The organism is Microbispora sp. H10949, from assembly GCF_014161435.1.
Taxonomy (GTDB): Bacteria; Actinomycetota; Actinomycetes; order Streptosporangiales; family Streptosporangiaceae; genus Microbispora; species Microbispora triticiradicis.
This window is the reverse complement of sequence record NZ_JABBWZ010000013.1, coordinates 85118-105806: the sequence shown is the minus strand read 5'-3', so window position 1 is coordinate 105806 and position 20689 is coordinate 85118. Positions and strand designations below refer to the sequence as shown.

The 20689-nt window shown below is 71.5% G+C and carries 23 protein-coding genes and 1 tRNA gene; 10 read left to right on the top strand and 14 right to left on the bottom strand.

Annotation, left to right across the window (positions count from 1 at the left end; genetic code table 11):
- Positions 1–63 precede the first annotated feature (63 nt).
- Positions 64–1569: a dolichyl-phosphate-mannose--protein mannosyltransferase gene (locus HHX40_RS30105; RefSeq protein ID WP_259404057.1), complete on the top strand. Its 1506-nt coding sequence runs from the start codon at positions 64–66 to the stop codon at positions 1567–1569.
- 102 nt (positions 1570–1671) lie between these two features.
- Positions 1672–3033, top strand: a complete 1362-nt coding sequence (locus HHX40_RS30100) for a hypothetical protein (protein WP_182883289.1) — start codon at positions 1672–1674, stop codon at positions 3031–3033.
- Positions 3034–3089: 56 nt separating this feature from the next.
- On the opposite strand, the gene HHX40_RS30095 is transcribed toward HHX40_RS30100, so the two are convergent.
- The 3 genes from HHX40_RS30095 to HHX40_RS30085 form a co-directional block, all read right to left on the bottom strand.
- Positions 3090–3941 carry a cellulose-binding domain-containing protein gene (locus tag HHX40_RS30095; protein WP_182883288.1) on the bottom strand — a complete coding sequence of 284 codons (852 nt, stop codon included), beginning with the start codon at positions 3939–3941 and terminating at the stop codon, positions 3090–3092.
- A 160-nt stretch (positions 3942–4101) separates the two neighbouring features.
- Entirely contained in the window at positions 4102–4476 is a 375-nt protein-coding gene (locus HHX40_RS30090; RefSeq protein WP_182883287.1) for a VOC family protein, read from the bottom strand.
- The gene (locus HHX40_RS30085) at positions 4473–5057 is read right to left on the bottom strand and encodes a TetR/AcrR family transcriptional regulator (RefSeq protein ID WP_220499748.1); all 585 of its coding nucleotides are present in this window, start codon (positions 5055–5057) and stop codon (positions 4473–4475) included. The genes HHX40_RS30090 and HHX40_RS30085 overlap by 4 nt, the downstream gene beginning before the upstream one ends.
- Positions 5058–5224: 167 nt before the next feature.
- On the opposite strand from HHX40_RS30085, the gene HHX40_RS30080 reads away from it, so the two are divergent.
- The 3 genes from HHX40_RS30080 to HHX40_RS30070 all read left to right on the top strand — a co-directional run bounded on the left by HHX40_RS30080 (position 5225) and on the right by HHX40_RS30070 (position 7206).
- Positions 5225–5767 carry a hypothetical protein gene (locus tag HHX40_RS30080; RefSeq protein WP_182883286.1) on the top strand — a complete coding sequence of 181 codons (543 nt, stop codon included), beginning with the start codon at positions 5225–5227 and terminating at the stop codon, positions 5765–5767.
- A 200-nt stretch (positions 5768–5967) separates the two neighbouring features.
- Complete coding sequence (locus HHX40_RS30075; RefSeq protein ID WP_182883285.1) at positions 5968–6621, top strand: MIP/aquaporin family protein; 654 nt, start codon at positions 5968–5970, stop codon at positions 6619–6621.
- 15 nt (positions 6622–6636) lie between these two features.
- A complete protein-coding gene (locus HHX40_RS30070; RefSeq protein WP_182883284.1) occupies positions 6637–7206 on the top strand; it encodes a ferritin-like domain-containing protein in 570 nt (189 codons plus the stop codon).
- A 176-nt stretch (positions 7207–7382) separates the two neighbouring features.
- On the opposite strand, the gene HHX40_RS30065 is transcribed toward HHX40_RS30070, so the two are convergent.
- From HHX40_RS30065 to galU, 10 genes are all read right to left on the bottom strand, one after another.
- Positions 7383–8834 (bottom strand): alpha/beta hydrolase family protein, encoded by a 1452-nt coding sequence (locus HHX40_RS30065; protein ID WP_220499747.1) that lies wholly within the window; start codon positions 8832–8834, stop codon positions 7383–7385.
- Between the two features lie 309 nt (positions 8835–9143).
- A tRNA-Ala gene (locus HHX40_RS30060) sits at positions 9144–9217 on the bottom strand.
- Positions 9218–9267: 50 nt separating this feature from the next.
- Positions 9268–9975, bottom strand: coding sequence for a hypothetical protein (locus HHX40_RS30055; RefSeq protein WP_182883283.1), 708 nt, complete (start codon positions 9973–9975; stop codon positions 9268–9270).
- 350 nt (positions 9976–10325) lie between these two features.
- Positions 10326–10892, bottom strand: a complete 567-nt coding sequence (locus tag HHX40_RS30050) for a hypothetical protein (RefSeq protein WP_182883282.1) — start codon at positions 10890–10892, stop codon at positions 10326–10328.
- Positions 10893–10912: 20 nt separating this feature from the next.
- Positions 10913–11491 (bottom strand): hypothetical protein, encoded by a 579-nt coding sequence (locus tag HHX40_RS30045; protein ID WP_182883281.1) that lies wholly within the window; start codon positions 11489–11491, stop codon positions 10913–10915.
- 112 nt (positions 11492–11603) lie between these two features.
- On the bottom strand, positions 11604–12245 hold the full coding sequence (locus tag HHX40_RS30040) for a GNAT family N-acetyltransferase (protein ID WP_111701422.1): 642 nt from the start codon (positions 12243–12245) through the stop codon (positions 11604–11606).
- 61 nt (positions 12246–12306) lie between these two features.
- Entirely contained in the window at positions 12307–12828 is a 522-nt protein-coding gene (locus tag HHX40_RS30035) for a MogA/MoaB family molybdenum cofactor biosynthesis protein (protein WP_182883373.1), read from the bottom strand.
- Positions 12791–13318 (bottom strand): cyclic pyranopterin monophosphate synthase MoaC, encoded by a 528-nt coding sequence (moaC, locus tag HHX40_RS30030; protein ID WP_310738347.1) that lies wholly within the window; start codon positions 13316–13318, stop codon positions 12791–12793. The genes HHX40_RS30035 and moaC overlap by 38 nt, the downstream gene beginning before the upstream one ends.
- The gene (gene glp, locus HHX40_RS30025) at positions 13315–14499 is read right to left on the bottom strand and encodes a gephyrin-like molybdotransferase Glp (RefSeq protein ID WP_182883280.1); all 1185 of its coding nucleotides are present in this window, start codon (positions 14497–14499) and stop codon (positions 13315–13317) included. Before glp ends, moaC begins: the two co-directional genes overlap by 4 nt.
- Positions 14500–14504: 5 nt before the next feature.
- On the bottom strand, positions 14505–15410 hold the full coding sequence (gene galU / locus HHX40_RS30020; protein WP_111701425.1) for a UTP--glucose-1-phosphate uridylyltransferase GalU: 906 nt from the start codon (positions 15408–15410) through the stop codon (positions 14505–14507).
- A 24-nt stretch (positions 15411–15434) separates the two neighbouring features.
- Between galU and HHX40_RS30015 the strand changes: the two genes are divergently transcribed.
- The 5 genes from HHX40_RS30015 (at position 15435) to cpaB (ending at position 19520) form a co-directional block, all read left to right on the top strand.
- Entirely contained in the window at positions 15435–16010 is a 576-nt protein-coding gene (locus HHX40_RS30015) for a 5-formyltetrahydrofolate cyclo-ligase (RefSeq protein WP_111701426.1), read from the top strand.
- A 31-nt stretch (positions 16011–16041) separates the two neighbouring features.
- On the top strand, positions 16042–17547 hold the full coding sequence (locus tag HHX40_RS30010) for a potassium/proton antiporter (protein WP_310738346.1): 1506 nt from the start codon (positions 16042–16044) through the stop codon (positions 17545–17547).
- Between the two features lie 128 nt (positions 17548–17675).
- On the top strand, positions 17676–18017 hold the full coding sequence (locus tag HHX40_RS30005; protein WP_138461836.1) for an FmdB family zinc ribbon protein: 342 nt from the start codon (positions 17676–17678) through the stop codon (positions 18015–18017).
- 92 nt (positions 18018–18109) lie between these two features.
- Positions 18110–18913, top strand: coding sequence for an S-methyl-5'-thioadenosine phosphorylase (locus HHX40_RS30000; protein ID WP_182875567.1), 804 nt, complete (start codon positions 18110–18112; stop codon positions 18911–18913).
- 13 nt (positions 18914–18926) lie between these two features.
- Positions 18927–19520: a Flp pilus assembly protein CpaB gene (gene cpaB / locus HHX40_RS29995; RefSeq protein ID WP_310738345.1), complete on the top strand. Its 594-nt coding sequence runs from the start codon at positions 18927–18929 to the stop codon at positions 19518–19520.
- Positions 19521–19533: 13 nt separating this feature from the next.
- Here cpaB and HHX40_RS29990 read toward each other — a convergent pair whose 3' ends face one another.
- Positions 19534–20646, bottom strand: coding sequence for a D-alanyl-D-alanine carboxypeptidase family protein (locus HHX40_RS29990; RefSeq protein WP_182883278.1), 1113 nt, complete (start codon positions 20644–20646; stop codon positions 19534–19536).
- Positions 20647–20689 lie beyond the last annotated feature (43 nt).

Genomic DNA, 20689 nt, shown 5'->3' with positions numbered 1-20689 from the left:
CCGGAAGAGGAACCTGAGGGCGAAGCTCCCGCGGTGTCCCTTCGCGACCGGCTGGTGCCGCCCATGCCCGGCAGCGTCATGTGGGGCTGGGTCGGCCCCATCGTGATCGCCCTGTTCGGCGCGTTCCTGCGCTTCTTCCGGCTGGGTACGCCCCACGCGGTCGTCTTCGACGAGACCTACTACGCCAAGGACTCCTGGGCGACGGTCAGATACGGCGCCGAGCGGCAGTTCGTGGACGGCGCGGACAAGCTCCTGCTCGCCGGGAACGACCACATCTTCAAGCAGTGCCCGACCGTCGGCGAGTGCGCCTCGTACGTGGTGCATCCGCCCCTCGGCAAGTGGATGATCGGCCTCGGCGAGGTCTTCTTCGGCCCGAACCCGTACGGCTGGCGGTTCGCCGCCGCGCTGCTCGGCTCGCTGTCGATCCTGATCCTCGCCCGCACGGCCCGCAGGATGACCCGTTCGACGCTCCTCGGCTGCGTGGCCGGCCTGCTGCTCTCCCTCGACGCCCTCCACTTCGTGCTGTCCCGTACGGCCCTGCTGGACATCTTCCTGATGTTCTGGGTGGTCGCCGGGTTCGCCTGCCTGGTCGCCGACCGCGACTGGTTCCGCTCCCGGCTGGTCTCCTGGCACGAGGCGGGTTCGCCGGACGACGGCCCGCGGACGGGCCTGCGGCCCTGGCTCCTCGGCGCCGGGCTCTGCCTGGGCGCGGCCCTCGCCACCAAGTGGACTGCGGCCTTCTACATCGCCGCGTTCGCGGTCATGGTGCTGCTGTGGGACCTGGGCGCGCGGCGGACCACCGGGGTGCCGCGCCCCTTCCGCGGCGTCATCGTGCGCGACCTGCCGCTCGCGGCGGCCTGGATGGCCGTCGTCCCGGCCCTCGTCTACCTCGTCTCGTTCACGGGGTGGTTCGTCACCGACAAGGGCTACGGGCGCAACTGGGAGCAGGCCACCGCCAACGGCCCCGCCTACTTCGTCATCGACTCGCTCCGGTCGTGGTTCGACTACCAGCACCAGGTGCTCAGTTTCCACACGGGTCTCGCCCAGACCCACCCGTACCAGTCGAGACCCTGGCAGTGGCCGATGCTGCTGCGCCCGGTGGCGTTCTTCTACGAGTCGCCCACCACGTGCGGCGCGCCCAGCTGCTCCTACTCGATCCTCGGCACCGGCACGCCGATCATCTGGTTCGCCGGGCTCCTCGCGCTGATCGGCATGATCGCCTGGTACGTCGCGACCCGGGACTGGCGCGCGGGCTCGGTGCTGCTCGGCTACGCCGCCGGATGGCTGCCGTGGTTCTACTTCTCCATCTCCGACAACCGGACGATGTTCGCGTTCTACGCGATGCCGATGGTGCCGTTCATGATCCTTGCGATCGTGCTGGGCTGCGGGCTCATCATGGGGCGGGCCGACCCGGCCCGGCCGAACCGCCGGGTGATCGGCACCGCCGTCGTCGGCGCGTTCGTCCTCCTGTCGTTGGTGAACTTCGGCTGGCTCTATCCGGTCATCGCGGCCGAGGTCATCCCGTACGACTCCTGGCACGCGAGGATGCTGTTCGACTCCTGGATCTGACACCCCCGTATGGTTGGGCCATACCGTTGCGCCCAGAGGGGGTGGTCGTCAGTGTTACCGGGTCGTCGTCAACGATGGGGTCGATACGGCAGACTGCGGGTCATGCCCGCACCTGACGTCGCCGCGCTCCTGGTCCAACTGGAGCGCTCCGAACCGGACATCGCCGAGCCCGCCCGCGTCGCGGTGGAATGGCTCGCCGGCGGCGAGGCGCTGGAGACGATCAGCCAGTTCGACGTGTGCGAGTTCCTCTGGTACACGTTGCCGATCAAGGTCCCGGGCGACCAGGCGACCATCGCACGCGCGCTCGGCAAGCTGCTCCGGCTCGCCGGGATGGAGCGGTACGCCGCCCTGTGCGACTCCCCCGCCACCGCCCGGATCCTGCTCACGTACGTCAGGGAGGGCGAGGAGGCCGGGACCTCGGCCTACCACCGTGAGCTGGAGTCGACGGGGGTGCTGCCCCCGGACGTCCCCGAGCTGTCCTGGAGCTCGATCATGGGCCCGGAGGAGCTCGGGGCCCACGTCGCCTGCGCCGCCGCGCTGGAGCTGGCCATCGTCGCCGGCGATCCGGTGGACCGCGAGGAGCTGACCCGCCGCTGGCTCACCGCCCCCCGGGCCGAGCTGGGCGGCGACTGCTGGCTGCACCGGGTGCACGGCGAACGGCTGAACCGCTGGGTGCTCGGGCGCGGCACCGCCCGCCGCGAGCTCGCCCAGCCCTTCGAGGTACGGCTGCACGCGCCCATCGAGGCGCCGGCCGAGCCCCACCTGGAGCCGCTGCGCTGGCTGCTCGACCTGGCCCGCACCGGCGTCCGCCTGACCGAACGGCTCAACGTCGGGCGGGCCGTGGCGGCGGAGGCGGCGGGCCGCTTCGGCTGGGCCGCTCCTATGAGGCCGGGAGTGGAGTCGCGGGCGGTGCGCGGCGAGGCCGACGTGCCCGCCGTGACCGAGCTCAGGCGGATCGCCGTCCACGACCTCGGGGCGCTGCGGCGCAGTGGGAGGAGGCTGGTGCTCACGACCACCGGCCGGAACCTCCTGGACGATCCCGCCGCCCTGTGGGAGGCCGCCGCGGCCACCCTGCTCGTCCCCGCCCCCGGCGAACACGACTTCGAGATCTCCATCCGCGAGTCCGCGTTGATGATCCTGGTGGACGGCGACGCCGTACCGGACGGCGACCTGCGCGACCGGGTCGCCGAGGTGGTCAACGGCGAGGGCTGGCGTTCGGCCGACGGCGGACGTGTCACCGGCGTCGACCTCTCCCATCCGCTGGCCCGGCTCCGGCACCGTCTCGACGCCCTCGGCCTCTCGGACGGCGCTTCGGGCGGCTCGGGGCCGACCGCCCCGGCGCGGGTGTCCGGGCCCGCCCGGGACGCGTACGTCTGGCGGCTCACCGGCACGGGCCGCCGCGCCGCGCTGACCGCGCTGCGCGCGCAGGCGCTGCGCCCCCGCCAGTACGCCGGCCTCGGCTGAGTCTCGCCCGGGTTCCCGCCGTCCCTCTGTGCCGGGGACGGCGGGAACCGTGGCGGTCAGGAGGCGCAGGAGGCGCCGTTGAGGGTGTACCTCGTCGGCGACGGGTTCGAGCCGGTGTGGCTGCCGAGGAAGCCGATGGTCACGGACTTGCCCGGCGCGATGGTCTTGTTCCAGTCGAGGTTCGCCGCCGTCACCTCGGAGCCGGCCTGCGACCAGGTGGCCGACCAGCCCGTGGTCAGCTTCTGCCCGGGGTCGGGGAAGATGAACTTGAGGCGCCATCCGCTCACGGGCGTCTCGGTCGCGTTGGTGATCGTGATGCTTGTGCTCATCCCGCTCCACCAGTCGGAGGAGCTGACCGCCACCCGGCAGGTGACCACGGCCGGTGAGACCGAGGGCGAGGGCGGGGTGACGATGTCGTTGTAGATCGTCACGGAGACCGAGCCGGACGGCGGGCTGACCGCCCCCTTCGTGTCCACCGCCACGACGTACAGCTGGTGGACCTGGGACGGGACCCCGTAGGGCGGCCACGGCAGGTAGACGGAGCCCGAGGTGACCGTGCCCGCGAAGGTGCCCACGACCCTTTCGGCGCCGTTCCACACCTCGCGGACCTGGTAGCAGGCGATGCCGTCCGCGTCGGTGGCGGGCGCCCAGCGCAGGAGGACCTGCGTCATGAAGACCTGGACGTCCGTCGGTGCTCCCGGGGCGGTCGGCGGCGTGTTCTGCTCCGACGGAGGCTGAATCGCCGGGCAGGCAGTGGGACTCGCCGTCGGCGACGGGCTCGGCGGAAACGTCGTGTAGGCCACCGTGGTCCCGGCGGTCGCGCGGGCCGCCGCGGGCGCGACGATCGCGGCCCCCGCCAGCAGGGCCGCCGTGATCCAGGCGCCCGTCCCCGTTCTGCTCCGTGTCATTCCCACTCCTCGTGTCGGCCGGCCCCCTTGCCCCGGATCGTCCGCGAAAGTGGACTCGTGGTCAATGAAACGCGGGCGCGTGGGGCCGTACGCGCGGGACGAACGGCGCGCGGCCCTGCAACTTTCATCCGGAGTCCCCCGTCCGGATCACCGGCCGCGGTCAGGCGGGGGACATGACCTCGTAGAGGTTGCGCGCCGAATCGACGAAGAACAGCCCGCGCGGGCACAGCGGGTGGTCGATCCGGCCGTTGCCGGGATGGGCCGGATCACTGCCGTAGGGCACCCGGGCCTCCCGCAGCCGGGCCAGGATCCGGTCGAACGTGGCCGGGTCCACGTCGAAGGCCAGATGCATGCCGACGGGGTCGTCCACGGTCATGAAGTCCAGGGTCAGCGAGTCGTTCACCCGTACGGGCGCGAAGTGGCCGTCGCGGCCGGCGGGCGGCATCTCCTCCAGGCCCATGATCGAGGCGAAGAAGCGGGCCGCCTCGCGGTTGTCCACGGCGGGGACGATGGTGTGGTTCAACGTGATGGTCATGCCCCGCTCCCAGGGGACCCGAGAATGCCGTGCAGCAGGATGTCGACGAGTTCCCCGGGAGACGAGCCCAGGTCGCCGGACGCGGGAAGGGGCCGGGTGAAGAGCATCCCCAGGAAGACCGATGCCACCTTTCCGGGCTCCAGGCGCAGCGACGCCCGGTCGGGCTCGATCAGCTCGACGATCGCCTCGTGGGTCGCCTTCATCGACGCATCCCTGCCGCCGGGGGCCTGCCGCTCTCCGGAGCCTCGCTCGCGGCGGTGCCCGGTGCCGTGCAGGGCGCCGATCACGGTCCCCATGCGGCCCAGGTGGGCGCGCAGCGCCTCCGCCGCCTGCGTCAGCCGATCGGCCAGCGGTTCGTCGAGGGAGATCGAGGCCAGTTCGCGCAGCACGTGGCCGGGGTTCATCGCCTCGACGAGACACGCGTCGAGGAGTTCGTCCTTGTCGGTGAAGACCCGGAAGATCGTGCCCTCCCCGATGCCGGCCGCGCGGGCGATCTGGCTGGTGGTGACCGCGGCGCCGTGGTCGGCGACCAGGGGAAGCGCCGCGGCCACGATCATCTCTCTGCGTTGCTCCGTGCTCATCGCCGGCGCTCTCCGGCGTGGTGTCGTCGTCTCTGTCATGCGATCAATAGTGCGGAGTGAGCACTCACTCCGTCAATTGTTTTTCGGCTCGCCGCTCATACCGGGTCGTCTCGGCCTGGCAAGCCTGTTCCAGGTGAGTCCCAAGTGCGCGACGCCATGCTGGCGTCATGGACCTGACCGAGGCTTTCGAGGGACTCACCACGACCGTGACCCCGGGTCGCCGGATGCCGGGCAAGATCGGGATGGGCATCCTCCTGATCTGCTGGCTCGCGCTCGGCGTGCTGCCGTTCGTGGCGGCGGTGCCGGACTTCCGGCTCGCGACCGGAAAGATCGGCACCCCCGGCACCCTCACCGTCGTCTCCTGCGTCTCCCTCGGCCAGGGACGGTACGACTGCAAGGGCAGGTTCGTCCCCGACGGCGGTGGAGACGCGGTCGCGGTGGCCGCCTCGCCCGACTCGGAGGCGGGGGACGTGACGCGGGCCCAGCTCACCCCCGAGGGTGACAGGGCGCTGCCGTCCGGCACGAAGGGCGTCCTGCGGGCCATGGCGCTTCCCGCCACCGGTCTCGCGGCGCTGGCCTTCCTGCCCTACGTCCTGCTGTACGTCTTCAAGGTCAGACGGGGCCGCAGGGCCGCCGTGATCGCCGGATCGGGGGTCGCCGCCCTGTCCCTGGTGCTGATCGTGGTCGGCCTGATAGCCGCCTCCTCCTGACCGCTCTGGCCGACCGGCGCGGCCGTGTGCGTATGCCGAGCACCTGACAAGAGTCCTCATTTCTGGTTCGGCGAGCCGTAAGGGGCCGTAAGGGCCCGTAAGAAGCCCGCAATCTCCTGGGCCGCGGATCATGGAACTATCTGCATGCGCTGCCCGCGGTTGCGTGACCGGTCTCGGTTCACACGTAGAGAGGACAGTCCATGCGCAGCTACATCACGGAATTCATCGGAACGTATTTCCTGGTTCTCACGGTAGGTGCCACGGTCTTGACGAAGGCGCCTTTGGCGCCCGTGGCCATCGGCGCGATCCTGACGGTCATGGTGTACGCCGGAGGACATGTCTCCGGCGCCCACTACAACCCCGCGGTGACCTTGGCCGTGCTCCTCCGTGGCCGGATCAATCTGGCGGACGCCGTTCCCTACTGGATCGCCCAGCTGGCCGGCGGTGTTCTCGCCGCGCTTACGGCTACCTACATCGTCAATCCTCGCAGCGTGCCGACCCTGTCGCCCTCTGGGCGTGAGCTGGGGGTCGCGCTGCTGGCCGAGGCGCTGTTCACGTTCGCGCTCGCGTACGTGGTGCTGAACGCGGCCACCAGCAGGGACCACCCTGGCAACAGCTTTTACGGCCTGGCCATCGGATTCACCGTGACGGCCGGCGCATTCGCGGTCGGCGGCATTTCCGGGGGCGCCTTCAACCCGGCCGTCGCCGTCGGTGCCGCCTCCATGGGGCTTCTCGCCTGGTCCAAGATCTGGATCTGGCTCCTGGCCGACCTGGTCGGCGGCGCCCTGGCCGGGGTCGCCTTCCTCGCGCTCAACCCGAAGGAACGCGCCCCGCTGGAACTCTCCGCAACCTGACCGCCTGGAGCCGACATGATCAGCGCGCGCGAAGTCGTCGAGCAGGCAGGCGTCGATGTGAATGGACTGATCGACCGGCTCACCTCCGCCGCCACAGCGGAGCTGAGCGCCGTCTACCGCTACACAATCCTGACCGCTTATCCGCTCGGTTTCGCCGATGAGGAACTACGCCAGATCCTCAAGGACATCCGCGACGAGGATCGCCGCCACTTCGACGCACTCGTCAACCGCATCTACGAACTGGACGGAACGCTTCCCGAGGACATCCGGCAGTTCCTGGGAAGCGGGCATGCGTCGCCGTGGGAAATCCCCGGCGACGCGCAGGATCCGGTCACGACACTCATCGAAGACGTACGACGCGCCGTCCACCCCTACGGCGGCCTGTGCGACCTCACCGAAGGCAGAGATCAACGCACCTTCGTGCTGGCCCAGGCGATCCGCAACGAGAAGGTCGAACACATGGCGTGGCTGGAAGAGTTCCTCAGCACAGGACCGCCTGCGCGCTTCCGCCCCGGCTTCCGCGGCCGCTCCCCCTTCCTCTCCCGTCTGCCCATCGCTTCCGAGAGGACCGAACCAACGGCGTGACCTCATGACGCCGGCACTGCACCCGTCGCGGGAGTCGGATCGCGGTCGCACGGACACGACGCGATCTCCTCCGCCGCCTCGGCCTGATCGAGCATTATGAGCGGGGCCAGTAAGCCTTCGGCCCGCAGGTGCGCGGCCTACTTCCTCGACCCTGCTGAACGTCGGCGGACAGCGCATCAGTCACGGTCCCCCGTGTCGTCCTTCGGCGCGGGCCAGTGGACGGTGAGGTCGCCGTACGGGCGCAGGAGCGTGGCCAGGTCGCCGGGTTTGTCACGCAGGGTGGCGTCGAGGAAGGTCCTGGTGGCCGCCGTGGTGACGGACAGGCCCCCGGTGCGGCCCAGGGAACCGACAACGGACGGCACCGGCGGCAGGTAGAGCGGCGCGTCGGCGAAGGTGAGGTGCGCCGCACCGGGGACCGTGATCCGATAGCTCGCCGACGTGCTCAGCGTGAGGATCCGGGTGAGACGAGGGATGTACGTCGGGTTGTCGGCCGGGTCGACGGGATGGGTGACCGCGAGCACCGGCTGATGGTAGGGCCGGGGCGCGGGATCGTACGGGTAGCCGTCCAGGTCGATCACCGCCGCGAACCGGGAGTCCTGACGGGCGGCCCGCAGAGCGGCGCCTCCGCCGATGGAGTGCCCGGTCGCCGCCGCACGCGCGGTGTCGAGCCGTCCGGTCAGCGGGCCGCGGATCTCGCCCTTGTCGAGGCGGCCGAGCTGGGTGAGGACGAAGCTGAGATCGGCGGCCCTGACCGCCGTCCAGCCGGTCGCGAGCCGTCTGTCCTCCTCGTCGTCGCCGGTGGCCACGACCCGCGTGCGGATGGTCCGTCCATCGTCGAGCACGACGGCGGCGGAGTCGTACGGGTGGTCGAGGGCCGCGACGACGTAGCCGCGGCCGGCCAGTTCCTCCGCCCACGCGGTGTTCTGGGTGCGCACGCCTCCCAGCCCGGGAGAGAACAGCACGATCGGGAACCGCCCGGCCGCCGCAGGCGCGTCGTACACGGCGCCGGTGCGGGCACGGACCGCGTCATCGAGCAGGAAGGCGGGCACGCCGAGGTAGCCGGTCAGGCCGTCCGCGACCATACGCGCCTCCCGCTCGGTGCGGCCGAGATACCGGGCACGGGAACCGGCCGTGCCCTTGGGCGCGGGATACCACAACTGGACCACGACCGTGCGGTGGTCGCCGGGCTCATCGGTCGCGGGCTCCGGGCGAGAGGCGTCGGTCCACTGCGTCACCGCTGTGCCCACCGCGTACGGACCGGACGGCACGGGGAACACGGGCACGGGCACCGCCCAGGCGGCGGCCGCGCTCGCACAAACCAGGCCGAGGCAGACCACGACTCCCGGCAGGGTGAGCCACCGGCTCACCCGCCGCGCCGGGCGTCCGGCGATTACTGGCACGGCGAACGCGAGCGCGACCAGGACACCGGCGAGCGCGGGCGCCATCTGCCAGCGCAACCCGCGCACGGTCAGTACGATCCCGGACAGGGCGACGACCGCCGCCGCGGCGAGCGCGACCGGCCGCCGGGCTGAGGGCGGGCACCACCGCGACCACAGCAGGCTGACGACGCCCAGCAGAAGCAGGATCTCCAGGGGTGGCATGCCGATCCCCGCGATGGTCTCGATCACGCGGCCAATCGTTGATCACGCAGGCCGCTCGCGCGTCCCCCTGGAGTCCCTGCTTTCGCGCGACCGCAGTCGCATCATCGCGCCGACAGTGATCCCGGAGTCTGATCACATCGATCTGGGGCGACCACGAAGGTAGCCTGCAAACGGTTCACTCGATCCCGAAGCGAGCCCTTCGGCAGGCACATGCGCGCGAGGTGGTGCTGAGGAACGTCGCCGAGCCGGTCACCACGATCATGACCGACGACCCCGAGATCGGAAAAGGGGCCCCGGAGGAACCTCCGAGACCCCTTCTCACCTGCAAAATCGTTGTGGAGCTATGGGGATTTGAACCCCAGACCCCTTCGATGCGAACGAAGTGCGCTACCGGACTGCGCTATAGCCCCAACGACCTCGACTAGATTAGCAAACTCCGCGGGGTGTTCGCGCCACCGGATCAGTCTCCGGCCGCGCGCCGCCCGTCGGCGTACTGGTCGAAGACCTGCGAACGCTTGCGCGCCTCGAATTTGATGATCTCTGCCTCGCGGGTCAGGGCGGCCAGGGCGCGGCGGCGCTCCCGCTGCCTGCGCAGGTACGCCGCCCGCGCCCGCGCGGCCTTCTCCCGCTGCTCCCGGTCCGCGCGTACGGCCACGCGCAGCACGGCGAGGTAGCCGACGAGGAGCACGCCGGAGGGCGCGACCGCCCACCAGGGCATCACCCGGACGGCCGCGGTGACCACGGAGGCCAGGACGAGCAGAACGCTCCACAAAAGGCGCCTGCGGCGCCGCGCGAGGATCCGGGCCCGGCGGTGGGCGGCCATCCTGCGGGCCCGCGCGTGCCTTTCGGCCGCCACCTGGTCCGCGGTGGCCTGGTCCGCGGAGCCGGCCGGAGCCGCGGATGCCGAGGCGGTCGAGGTGACCCTTGCAGGCGGGGTGACGACCGTGTCGGCGTCGTTCTCCTCGGCGCCGTCCTCGACGCCCGGAGCGGAACCGTCCTCGGGGTCGGGGTCGGCCGAGACGGCGGGCCGCTCGGACAGCGTGGTCGCCTCCGCCGCCGGGTCCTCGAAAAGGTCGTCGTCGGTGTGCCGGTCGCGGCGCAGCCACATGGGCAGCAGGACGCTGAGCCACATGACGACGATGGCGAGGTAGAGCACGGCGCTACCCACGCGCCCACCTCCGGATCAGCCTCCGGAACGCCGTACGGGCGGGTCCGGGGGCATGGTGAACACGTCCCTGCGCTCGTGTCGTCTGAGAGGTGTTCACGTCACGCACCGTAGGACCGCGTGTCGATGAATGACGAGCATTCGGTCCGGTGTGTCGCGAGATCGTCAAAGCTGTTCATGTAATTCGATCCCGCGGAAGCCGCGTGGTCCCGACGGACCACGCGGATTCCTGGCCCGGCCGACCGGGTCGCGGTGGCCCCGCGGCGTTCCCGGCCGACCGTCCCGGCCCGGACGATCAGTGCCTCAGCCGCACCAGGGCACTGACGGTACGCGGGCCTATGCGCCGGAGGAGATCAGCCCTCGAAGTACACGGTGGCGGACCGGTACGTGGTCTTGCCGTTCTCGTCCCCGAAGTGCGTACGACCGGTCATGACCCTGCCGGCCCGCGCCTGCCAGGTGTGGCTGCTCTCGGTGTACTGACCGCTCACGTCCCCGTCGATCAGCCTGACCTGCCGCCCCTGCCAGTACAGCGCGGCGCTGCGATACCTCGTGTCGCCGTTCTCGTCGTCCTCGTGCCATCTGCCGACGACCACCTGGTCGTTCGGGGCGCTGTAGTCGGACCTGCTCTCCCGCTGGGGGGATGTCCAGTCTCCGGTGTGCACCTCGACCTGCTCGCCGTTGATCAGAATCCGGCTGCAGTAGTAGGTGGTGTAGGCGTTCTCGTCACCGTAGTGCGAGCGGCCGGTGAGCACCTGGTTCGGGGGGCAGGTGACCTGGACGCCCCACCACTCCCGCACGGTCTGGCTGGAGATCTGTTCCACCTTGATCGTCACCGCCGCCGAGGCGGGAGCGGCCATGGCGGTGGCGGACAGGGCGGCGGCCGCCGCGACGACGGACAGGGCCTTGCCGAACGTTCTCATGGTATTCGGTGCCTCTCTTGTCAGCCCGCGACGGTCACGGTGGCGAAGCGGTACCAGGTGTTGCCGTTCTCGTCCCCGCTGTGCTTACGGCCGGTCATGACCGTCTTCCCCTCGGCCTGCCAGTTGTGGCTGCTCTCCCGGAACGCACCGCTGATGTCCCCGTTGGCCAGCAGCACCTGCCGCCCCTGCCAGTACATGGTGGCGGTGCGGTACCTCGTGTAGCCGTTCTCGTCGCCTTCGTGCCACCTGCCGGCGACGGCCTGGTGGTCGGGAGCGCTGTAGTCGGACCTGCTCTCCTTCTGGCGGGAGGTCCAGTCGCCGAGGTACACCCGGGCCTGCTCACCGTTGATGAGGACGAAGCTGCAGGTGTAGGTGGTGGCATCGTTCTCGTCGCCGTAGTGCGAGCGCCCGGTGAGCACCATGTTCGTCGGGCAGGTGAACGGGTCGATCCACTCCCGCACGGTCTCGGTGCGGGCGGGCACGATCTCGATCGTCACGACCGCGGCGGACGCGGGTGCGGGAGCCGCCGCGCTCATGGCCGCCGAGGCGGCCAGAGCGGTCAGAGCGGCCGCCGCGGTGGATAACGCCTTTTTCCTCATACGGATGTCTCCCCGTGATGCGGTTTCGCTTACGGCCACGAAGCATCACGGGGCCCACTGGTGATCCACTTGTGTCTCGGTTGCGACGGCGGCGAGGCACATCCGCCGACGCCTAACCGGGGCTGGGCTCGCTGCGGCGGGCGGCCGAGTTCATCGTGCGGCGCCACTGCACGAGCAGCCCGCGGGGCACGTCCTCCACGGTCAACGCGTAGCAGATGTGGTCGCGCCAGGCGCCGTCGATGTGCAGCTGACGCCGGCGGATGCCCTCCTCGCGGAAGCCGAGCTTCTCCACGACCCGGCGGCTGGCCTGGTTCTCCGGCCGGATGTTGGCCTCCAGACGGTGTAAACCGGTGGTGAAGAAGCAGTGGTCCACGGCCATGGCGAGCGCGGTCGGGATGATGCCCCGCCCGGCCAGCCGGCCGTCCACCCAGTAGCCCACCTGGGCGGAACGGGCCGATCCCCACACGATCGCCCCCACGGTGAGCTGCCCGGCGAACCTCCCTTCGTACGTGACGACCCAGGGCATGGCCATCCCCTGGCGGGCCTCGCGGCGCAGCGTGCCGACCATCGAGACGTACGGCCCGAGACCGGTGCGGAACAGCGGGGTCTCCGGGTTGCTCGGCTCCCACGGGCGGAGCCACTCGGCGTTGCGCAGCCGGGTGTCGCGCCAGTCACGGACGTCACGCAGGCGCAGCGGCCGCAGCCCCACGGGCCCCTCGGTCAGGGACACCGGCCAGCCGCGAAGTCGATCCATCCGTCAATCATCCACCGGAGAACGGTCAACGCGCCACGTGGGGGCGCCCGGCATCGAGCGCTCAGCGAACATGGTCGCCGCCGCGCATCTGGTCCACCACATGGGCCAGGATCGGGGCCAGCACGGCCATGCCGTCCCGTACGCCGCCGGACGACCCCGGGAGGTTGACCACCAGCGTCCGGCCCGCCTGCCCGGCGAGGCCGCGGGACAGGATCGACGTCGGCACCTTCTCGCGGTTCACCTGCCGTACGGCCTCGGCTATGCCGGGGATCTCCCGGTCCAGGACGCGGCGGGTCATCTCGGGCGTGAGGTCCAGGGGGGTGACGCCGGTGCCGCCGGTGGTCACGATCACGTCGTACCCCTCGCCGACTCCCTCGCGCAGCGCCGCCTCGACGGGCTCGCCGTCCGGGACCACCCGCGGGCCGTCCACCCGGTCGCAGCCCGCCTCCTTGAGGAGGGAGGCCAGCAGCGGCCCGGAACGGTCCTCGTACACGCCCGCGGACGCCCGGTTGGAGACGGTCACCACCAGCGCGCGCACGCCGCCCTCACCTCCGATCGCGAGCGCCGTGAGCGCCGGGAACATCGCGGGCGTCACGGTCGTCGCCGGCCTCGCGGTCCCAGTGGCCCGTCTTGCCGCCCGTCTTCTCCTCCACCCGGACGCCGGTGATCACCGCCGCCGGGTCCACCGCCTTGATCATGTCGACCAGGGCGAGCGCCGCGACGGTGACGGCCGTGAGGGCCTCCATCTCGACGCCCGTGCGGTCGGCCGTACGGACCCGGGCGGTGATCTCCACGCCCTCGTCCACCACGGACAGGTCGACCTTTACGCCGGTCAGGGCGATCGGGTGGCAGAGCGGCACCAGGTCGGGGGTGCGCTTGGCCCCCATGATCCCGGCGATGCGCGCCACCCCCAGCGCGTCGCCCTTGGGCACGTCCCCCGCCCGCAGCACCGCCACCGCCTCCGGCGACAGCAGGACGCGGCCGGTCGCGACGGCCGTACGGGCGGTCACGTCCTTCTCTGAGACGTCGACCATCCGGGCGGCGCCGGTCTCGTCGACGTGGGTCAGCTTCACAGCGGGATCACCTCCACCTCGGCGCCCTCGGGCAGCGAGGTCGCGTCCTCCGGAACCACGATCAGCGCGTTCGCCGCGGCCAGTGCCGCGAGCTGGTGCGAACCCTGGCCGGTGACCGGCGCGACGGTCCGCCCGGTCAGCACGGCCCGCAGGTAGGACCGCTTCCCGGCGGGCGACCGCAGCGGCGCCGTCACGGTGGCCCGTACGGCCTCCGGCGGTCCCACCGGGAGCCCCTGCATGGCCCGCAGGGCCGGCCTCACGAAGAGCACGAACGACACGAACGACGACACGGGGTTGCCGGGCAGCGTGAAGATCGGCACACGGTCGGGCCCGACGACGCCGAAGCCCTGCGGCATCCCCGGCTGCATCGCGACCTTCTCGAAGGCCACCGTGCCCAGCGGGGAGAGGGCCTCCTTGACCGGCTCGTACGCCCCCATCGAGACGCCGCCGCTGGTGATCACGGCGTCGGCCCGCAGGAGCTGGGCGTCCAGGACGTCCAGGAACTCCTTGGGGTCGTCGGAGACCGAACCGGCCCGGAACGCCTCCGCTCCGGCCTCCCGTACGGCGGCCGTCAGCATGAAGCTGTTGGACTCCCAGATCTGGCCCGCGCCCAGCGGGGTGCCGGGCTCGGCGAGCTCGGCACCCGTGGACAGCACGACGACCCTCGGCCGGGGCCGCACCCGCACCCGTCGCCGGCCGGCTCCGGCGAGGATCCCGACCTGGGCGGCGCCGATCCGGGCACCCTCGTGGAGCACCGTCTCCCCCGCGAGGACGTCCTCTCCCGCCCGCCGGATCGCGTTGCCCGGCGGGGCCGGCCTGTCGATCCGTACACGGGCGGTGCCGCCGTCCGTCCACTCGACCGGGACGACGGCGTCGGCCCCGGCCGGGATCGGCGCGCCGGTCATGACGCGGGCGACCAGGCCGGGCCCGACGGCGTTCAGCCCGCCGTCGCCCGCCGCCACGTCCCCGATCACGGGCAGCGTGACGGGCGCCCCGGCGACGTCCTCGGCCCGTACGGCGTAGCCGTCCATCGCCGAGTTGTCGAACGGCGGCAGCGGCACGGGTGAGGCGACGTCCTCGGCCAGCACGGCACCGAGGGCGGCGTCGATCTCGACCTCCAGCGGGGCGAGCGGGCGCACCACCGCGAGGATGTCGGCGAGATGGCGGTCGACGGGCTTCATGTCGCTCAGGACTCGATCGTGTCGAGGAACTGCCGGAGCCAGGGCAGGAACTCGGGCGCGAGATCGCCCCGGTTCGCGGCGAACTGCACCACGGTCTGGAGATATTCCAGCTTGTTGCCGGTGTCGTAGCGGCGGCCCCGGAACAGCACGCCGTGCACCGGCCCACCCTCGCCGGGGGCCGTCGCGGCCAGCGTGCGCAGCGCGTCGGTGAGCTGGATCTCGCCGCCGCGCCCCGGCGGGGTCCGCTCCAGCACCTCGAACACGGCCGGGTCGATCACGTACCGGCCGATGATCGCCCAGTTCGAGGGGGCCTCGTCGGCCGGGGGCTTCTCCACGAGGTCGGTGACGCGGACGACGTCGTCCTCGTCGGTCGGCTCGATGGCGGCGGCGCCGTACAGGGAGACGTGCTCGCGCGGCACCTCCATCAGCGCGACGACGCTGCCTCCGTACGTCGCGCGCACCTCGATCATGCGCCTGAGCAGCGGGTCGCGGGGGTCGATGAGGTCGTCGCCGAGCAGGCAGGCGAACGGCTCGTCGCCGACGTGCTGCTTGGCGCACAGGACGGCGTGGCCGAGGCCCTTCGGCTCACCCTGCCGCACGTAGTGCATGGTGGCGAGGTCCACCGGCTCCTTCACCTGGTTGAGCCGCTCCTCGTCGCCCTTGGCGCGCAGCGCGTCCTCAAGCTCGTACGCTACGTCGAAGTGATCCTCGATCGAACGCTTGTTGCGGCCGGTCACCATCAGGACATCGAGCAGCCCGGCGGAGACGGCCTCCTCCACCACATACTGGATGGCCGGTTTGTCGACGATGGGCAGCATCTCCTTGGGGGTCGCCTTCGTCGCGGGAAGGAAGCGGGTGCCCAGACCCGCGGCGGGCACAACGGCTTTGGTCACGGGATCGAAGTCAGCCATGGTTGAACACTAACGGAGCGGGCTGTGGACAAGCTGAACCTGCGTCGCCGTATCCTCCGCGACCGGTCGGAGCTCGACGAACGCACGCTGCGCGCGTCCTCTGCCGCGGTCCGTGAGACGCTCCTCGACCAGCCGTGGGTGCAGATGGCCGGGCTCGTCGCCTGCTACTGGTCGATCGGGGCCGAGCCGTCCACGCACGGGCTGATCCTGGCCATGTGGAAGCATGGCGCGACCGTGATCCTGCCGGTGCAGCGGCCCGACGGCGAGCTCGACTGGGCGGTGTACGACGGCCCGGACTCGCTCGCCCCGGGGCCGTACGGGGTGATGGAGCCGGTCGACGTCCGGCGCGGGGTGGACGCGATCAGGACGGCCGCGCTGGTCCTCGTCCCCGCCCTCGCCGTCGACCGGGTGACCGGCGTACGGCTCGGCCGGGGCGGCGGCTTCTACGACCGGGCGCTGACCCGCGTCGGGCCGAACGTGCCGACGGTGGCGCTGCTGCACGAGGGCGAGCTCATCGAGGGCGTCCCCGCGGAGCCGCACGATCAGCATGTACGGTTCGCTGCCCTCCCGAGCGGAATCGTCCGGTTGGTGCAGATGTGACAAGATTGGCGCAGTCGCGGCGAAGGGAGCGGTGGGTCTGAACGTCTGGCTGCTGCTGTCCGCCGCCGTCGTCATCGCGGCCATCGCGTCCGTACGGATCGCGCACCGCACCGGCCTGCCCACCCTGCTCATCTACCTCTGCCTCGGCCTGCTGCTCGGCGAGCGCGGCCTCGGCGGCATCCACTTCGACAACGCGCACCTCGCCCAGGAACTCGGCCTGATCGCGCTCGCGGTGATCCTCGCCGAAGGCGGCCTGACCACCAACTGGAGTCACGTACGCGACGCCGTGCCGAGCGCGCTCGTGCTCGCCACGGTGGGCATCGCGGTCAGCGTCGCCGTGCTCGCCGCGACCGTCGCGCCCCTGCTCGGCCTGGACTGGCGGTCGGCGTTCCTGCTCGGCGCCGTACTGGCCTCCACCGACGCGGCGGCCGTGTTCTCGGTGCTGCGGCGGCTGCCGCTGCCACCCCGGCTCGCCGGGATCCTGGAGGCCGAGTCGGGCTTCAACGACGCGCCCGCCGTCATCCTCGTGATGACGCTGAGCGTGGGCACGACGCTGACGCCCTCGCTGCCGGTTACCCTGCTGGAGACCACCGCAGAACTCGCCATCGGCGCGACCGTGGGCCTCGCGATCGGCCCCGCCGGGGCGTACGCGCTGCGCCGGGTGGCCCTGCCCGCCTCCGGCCTCTACCCGATCGCGGTGCTGGCGCTGGCGTTCGTCGCCTACAGCGGGGCGGCGCTCCTGCACGGCAGCGGCTTCCTCGCCGTGTACGTGGCGACGCTGATCCTCGGCAACGCCCGCCTCCCCCACCGCGCCGCGACCCGCGGCTTCGCGGAGGGCGCGGCGTGGCTCGCCCAGATCGGGCTGTTCGTGATGCTCGGCATCCTGGCCGACCCCGCGGAACTGCCCGTCGTGATCGTGCCCGCCCTGGTGTCGGGGGTGCTGCTGGTCCTGGTCGCCCGGCCCGCGTCGGTCCTGGTGTCCAGCGCGGTCGTGTGGCTGCTGCGCCTCGGCTCGATGCCGTGGCGCGAACAGATCTTCCTGTCGTGGGCCGGGCTGCGCGGCGCGGTGCCGATCGTGCTCGCCACGATCCCCTGGAGCGCGGGGGTGCCGGGGGCGAAGGGCCTGTTCAACGACGTCTTCGTCATCGTCATCGTGTTCACGCTCCTACAGGGGCCGACGCTGCCGTACCTCGCGCGGGTGCTCGGCCTGGCCGCCGAGGGCGAGGCGCGCGACCTCGACGTGGAGGCCGCGCCGCTGGAGGAGCTGAAGGCCGACCTGCTGCAGGTCCGCATCCCGCGCGGGTCGCTCATGCACGGCGTGGAGATCTTCGAGCTGCGGTTGCCGACCGACACCATGGTCACCCTCGTCGTACGGAACGGGCGGTCGTTCGTGCCCGGGCCGACGACCCAGCTTCTGGTGGGCGATCAGCTTCTCGTCGTCACCACGGCCGCGCAGCGGGAGACGGTCGAGCGCCGCCTGCGCGCGGTCAGCCGCAAGGGCAAGCTGGCCGGCTGGTACGGCGAACGCGGCGGCTGACCTGCTGTAGGGGTCGTGGGCGGATGGGACATCGGGGGGCAATAAACCGGGCTGGAGTGGCGTTTGCGCTTCTTGACTGACTACCATTAGCAGTCGACCCGGTCGAGTGCCAGTCTCAGGAGGAGCGAGTGCCCACCTACCAGTACGCCTGTACCGCTTGCGGGGAGCAGCTGGAGGCCGTTCAGAAGTTCTCTGACGACCCGCTCACGGAGTGCCCGGCCTGCCAGGGCAAGCTGCGCAAGGTGTTCTCCGCCGTCGGCATCGTGTTCAAGGGCTCCGGCTTCTACCGGACCGACAGCCGTTCGTCGAGCTCGTCGACGACCACGTCGACCACGACGACGCCGTCGAAGTCCGCCGACTCCGCCGGTTCGGGGAGCTCCAACGGCTCCGGTGATTCCGGGAAGAAGGAGACCGCCTCGACCAGCACGTCGACGAGCACCTCCTCGTCGGGATCGACCGCCGCCGCCTGAGGTTACCGAGGTCGTCCACAGGGGTCTGATGTTGTCCACAGGGGCCGCCGGGCCGCGCCGGAGGCACGGCGCCGTTCGCTAGGGTCGGCCCCATGGTCAATCGCGCAGACATCGGGGTCATCGGCGGATCCGGGCTCTACTCCCTGCTGGAGGACGCCCACGAGGTCGACGTGACGACGCCGTACGGCCCGCCCAGTGACTCGATCTCCGTGGGCCGCATCGGCGGCAGATCCGTCGCGTTCATCCCGCGGCACGGCCGCGGCCACACGTACCCTCCGCACCGCATCCCCTTCCGGGCGAACATGTGGGCCCTGCGGTCCCTCGGCGTCCGGCAGATCCTCGCGCCCAGCGCGGTCGGGTCCCTGCGCCCCGAGATCGGCCCGGGCGCCCTCGTGATCCCCGACCAGATCGTGGACCGCACCCAGGGACGCGAGCAGACCTTCTTCGACGCGGGCGCCGTCCACGTGTCATTCGCCGACCCCTACTGCCCCTCCGGCCGGGCCGCCGCGACGGCCACGGCACGCGAGGCAGGCTGGGACACGGTCGACGGCGGCACGCTGGTCGTGATCCAGGGCCCCCGCTTCTCCACCCGCGCCGAGTCGCAGTGGTACGCGGGCGCGGGCTGGTCGATCATCGGCATGACCGGGCACCCCGAGGCCGTCCTCGCCCGTGAGCTGGCTCTCTGCTACACGACGCTCTCCCTCGTCACCGACCACGACGCCGGTGTCGAGGCGGGCGAGGGGGTCACCCACGACGAGGTGCTGGCCTTCTTCGCGGCCAACGTGGAGCGGATGCGCACGCTGGTCTCCCAGGTGGTCGAGGCCCTGCCGGAGGACCGAACCTGCCCCTGCGGCAACGCCCTCGACGGCATCAAGCTCCCGATCGATCTCCCCTGATGGTCAGGTCGTCGTGCGCGCCCTGAAACGGCTTCCCGTGCGCCGGCGCCGCGCGGTCGCCGCGATCCTCGCCGGGTTCGCGGCGGCGTGCGCACTGTCGGCCGTACGGGCGCCGCGGGGCGTGGAGGTCCTCGCCGCCGCCCGCGACCTCGCCGGAGGCAGGCTCGCCGCCTCCGACGTCATGGTCGTACGGCTGCCGCCCGACGCCGTACCCGCCGGGGCGTACGCGGCCGGCTCTCCGGTGACCGGCAGGGTGGTCGCGGGCCCGCTGCGCCGGGGTGAGCCGCTCACCGACGCGCGCCTCCTCGGCCCGGGCCTGTTCCGGTTCTCCGGATCACCGGAGTCGGTCGCGACGCCGGTCCGGATCGCGGACCCCGGCGCCGCCCGCCTGCTGTCACCAGGAGATGTGATCGACGTCCTGGCGGCCTACGAGGAGGGCCCCTTCGAGGCCCGGACGGTCGCCCAGGAAGTGCGGGTGATCGCCCGGCCGCCCGGTTCCACGGACGGCGGCGGACTGCTGGTGCTGGCCACGACTCCCGCCCAGGCCGCCGGGCTCGCCCAGGCCCAGGCACAGGGCAGGCTCTCGGTGACCATCCACCCCCGCTAGGTTCCCCCCGTCGCTAAGGCAGCAGCGAGCCGAGCTTGGGGTCGTACTCCCAGTGCCACGGCTCGAAGGGGCTGTGATAGGCCCAGTCGGGGTGGAACCAGCCGTACTTCTTGCCGTTGGCCTCAAGCCAGTTGAACTGGGCGGACCGGAAGCTCTGCACGCCGCCGCAGAGGTCGACGGCGAGCCCGAGCCCGTGGTTGCTCTTGCCCGGCGTGGCCGCGAACCCGGGCCGCCGGTAGTAGACGGCCTGCTGCTCGCCGAGGCTGCGGTAGCTGTCGGAGATGCACATCGGCGTGCCGAACCGCTTCTTGTAGGCGATGTTGAGGTCGGCGAAGGCGATCGCCGCGTCCGCGCGCAGGGTCTCCCCGCGCTGCGGGAGCGGGCACAGGATGTTCTTGGGGAGAAGGCCGTTCGGATACTGCTCCGCCTGGGCGATCCGGGTGGGATCGCAGCCGCCCGCGCCCTCCGTCCCCTGCCCGATCTTCACGCCCAGTTTGACGAGTGCCCGGGTCAGCGACCGGACCAGAGTCGTGGAGCGCTTGCGCTGGAGGGTGACCTGCGCGCTGAGCTGCGCCTCCTGGAGAAGACTGGCCGCCCGCAGCTCCTGCGCCTCCTGCGCGAGCCGCTGCTGACCCTCGAGCAGCTTCGACGCCTCGCTGAGGACGGTGTTGTGCCCGGCGACCAGGTGCTGCATGTCGCTCATCCGGCGCAGGATGGCCGTGCCGTCCCCGCCGGCGATGAACGGGCTGAGGCCCCCGACCGAGGGGTCCTGGTAGAGCGACGCCGCCAGGTCGGACAACGGCTTGCGCAGCCTGTTGAGCTCGGCCGTTGCCTCCTGGAGGCGGGTGAGCTTGCCCGCGAGCTCCTTCTCCACGCCCGCGAACTTCTTCTGCCGCGCCACGAGCGCCCGGTTCGCGTCCTCGATCGACTTGTAGGCCTTCTGGGCCTCACGCCGCAGCTCCGTCAGGGACGTGGGCTCCTTGCCGCCCGTCCGCACGGCGGCGTCCGTACGGGCACTCGCGCCGACGGTCGTACGCGCCGATGCCGCCGCGGCCGTAGAGGCACCGGTGAGCGAGGTCATCGCCGTGACGACCGCGATCAGCCCGGCCGACCGAGGAGATGACACGCCCGACTCCCCCGTTTGCGAACTCGTGACCTGGGTCAGGGAC

Excerpts from the sequence above, each read along its gene's own strand:
- HHX40_RS30000 (WP_182875567.1), top strand. The coding sequence starts at position 18,110 with ATGGTCAATCGCGCAGACATCGGGGTCATCGGCGGATCCGGGCTCTAC.
- HHX40_RS30070 (WP_182883284.1), top strand. The coding sequence starts at position 6,637 with ATGATCAGCGCGCGCGAAGTCGTCGAGCAGGCAGGCGTCGATGTGAAT.
- HHX40_RS30085 (WP_220499748.1), bottom strand. The coding sequence starts at position 5,057 with ATGAGCACGGAGCAACGCAGAGAGATGATCGTGGCCGCGGCGCTTCCC.
- HHX40_RS30105 (WP_259404057.1), top strand. The coding sequence starts at position 64 with ATGCCCGGCAGCGTCATGTGGGGCTGGGTCGGCCCCATCGTGATCGCC.
- HHX40_RS30075 (WP_182883285.1), top strand. The coding sequence starts at position 5,968 with ATGCGCAGCTACATCACGGAATTCATCGGAACGTATTTCCTGGTTCTC.
- HHX40_RS30035 (WP_182883373.1), bottom strand. The coding sequence starts at position 12,828 with ATGTTCCCGGCGCTCACGGCGCTCGCGATCGGAGGTGAGGGCGGCGTG.
- HHX40_RS30095 (WP_182883288.1), bottom strand. The coding sequence starts at position 3,941 with ATGACACGGAGCAGAACGGGGACGGGCGCCTGGATCACGGCGGCCCTG.
- galU (WP_111701425.1), bottom strand. The coding sequence starts at position 15,410 with ATGGCTGACTTCGATCCCGTGACCAAAGCCGTTGTGCCCGCCGCGGGT.
- glp (WP_182883280.1), bottom strand. The coding sequence starts at position 14,499 with ATGAAGCCCGTCGACCGCCATCTCGCCGACATCCTCGCGGTGGTGCGC.
- HHX40_RS30040 (WP_111701422.1), bottom strand. The coding sequence starts at position 12,245 with ATGGATCGACTTCGCGGCTGGCCGGTGTCCCTGACCGAGGGGCCCGTG.
- HHX40_RS30045 (WP_182883281.1), bottom strand. The coding sequence starts at position 11,491 with ATGAGGAAAAAGGCGTTATCCACCGCGGCGGCCGCTCTGACCGCTCTG.
- HHX40_RS30080 (WP_182883286.1), top strand. The coding sequence starts at position 5,225 with ATGGACCTGACCGAGGCTTTCGAGGGACTCACCACGACCGTGACCCCG.
- HHX40_RS30090 (WP_182883287.1), bottom strand. The coding sequence starts at position 4,476 with ATGACCATCACGTTGAACCACACCATCGTCCCCGCCGTGGACAACCGC.
- HHX40_RS30050 (WP_182883282.1), bottom strand. The coding sequence starts at position 10,892 with ATGAGAACGTTCGGCAAGGCCCTGTCCGTCGTCGCGGCGGCCGCCGCC.
- HHX40_RS30100 (WP_182883289.1), top strand. The coding sequence starts at position 1,672 with ATGCCCGCACCTGACGTCGCCGCGCTCCTGGTCCAACTGGAGCGCTCC.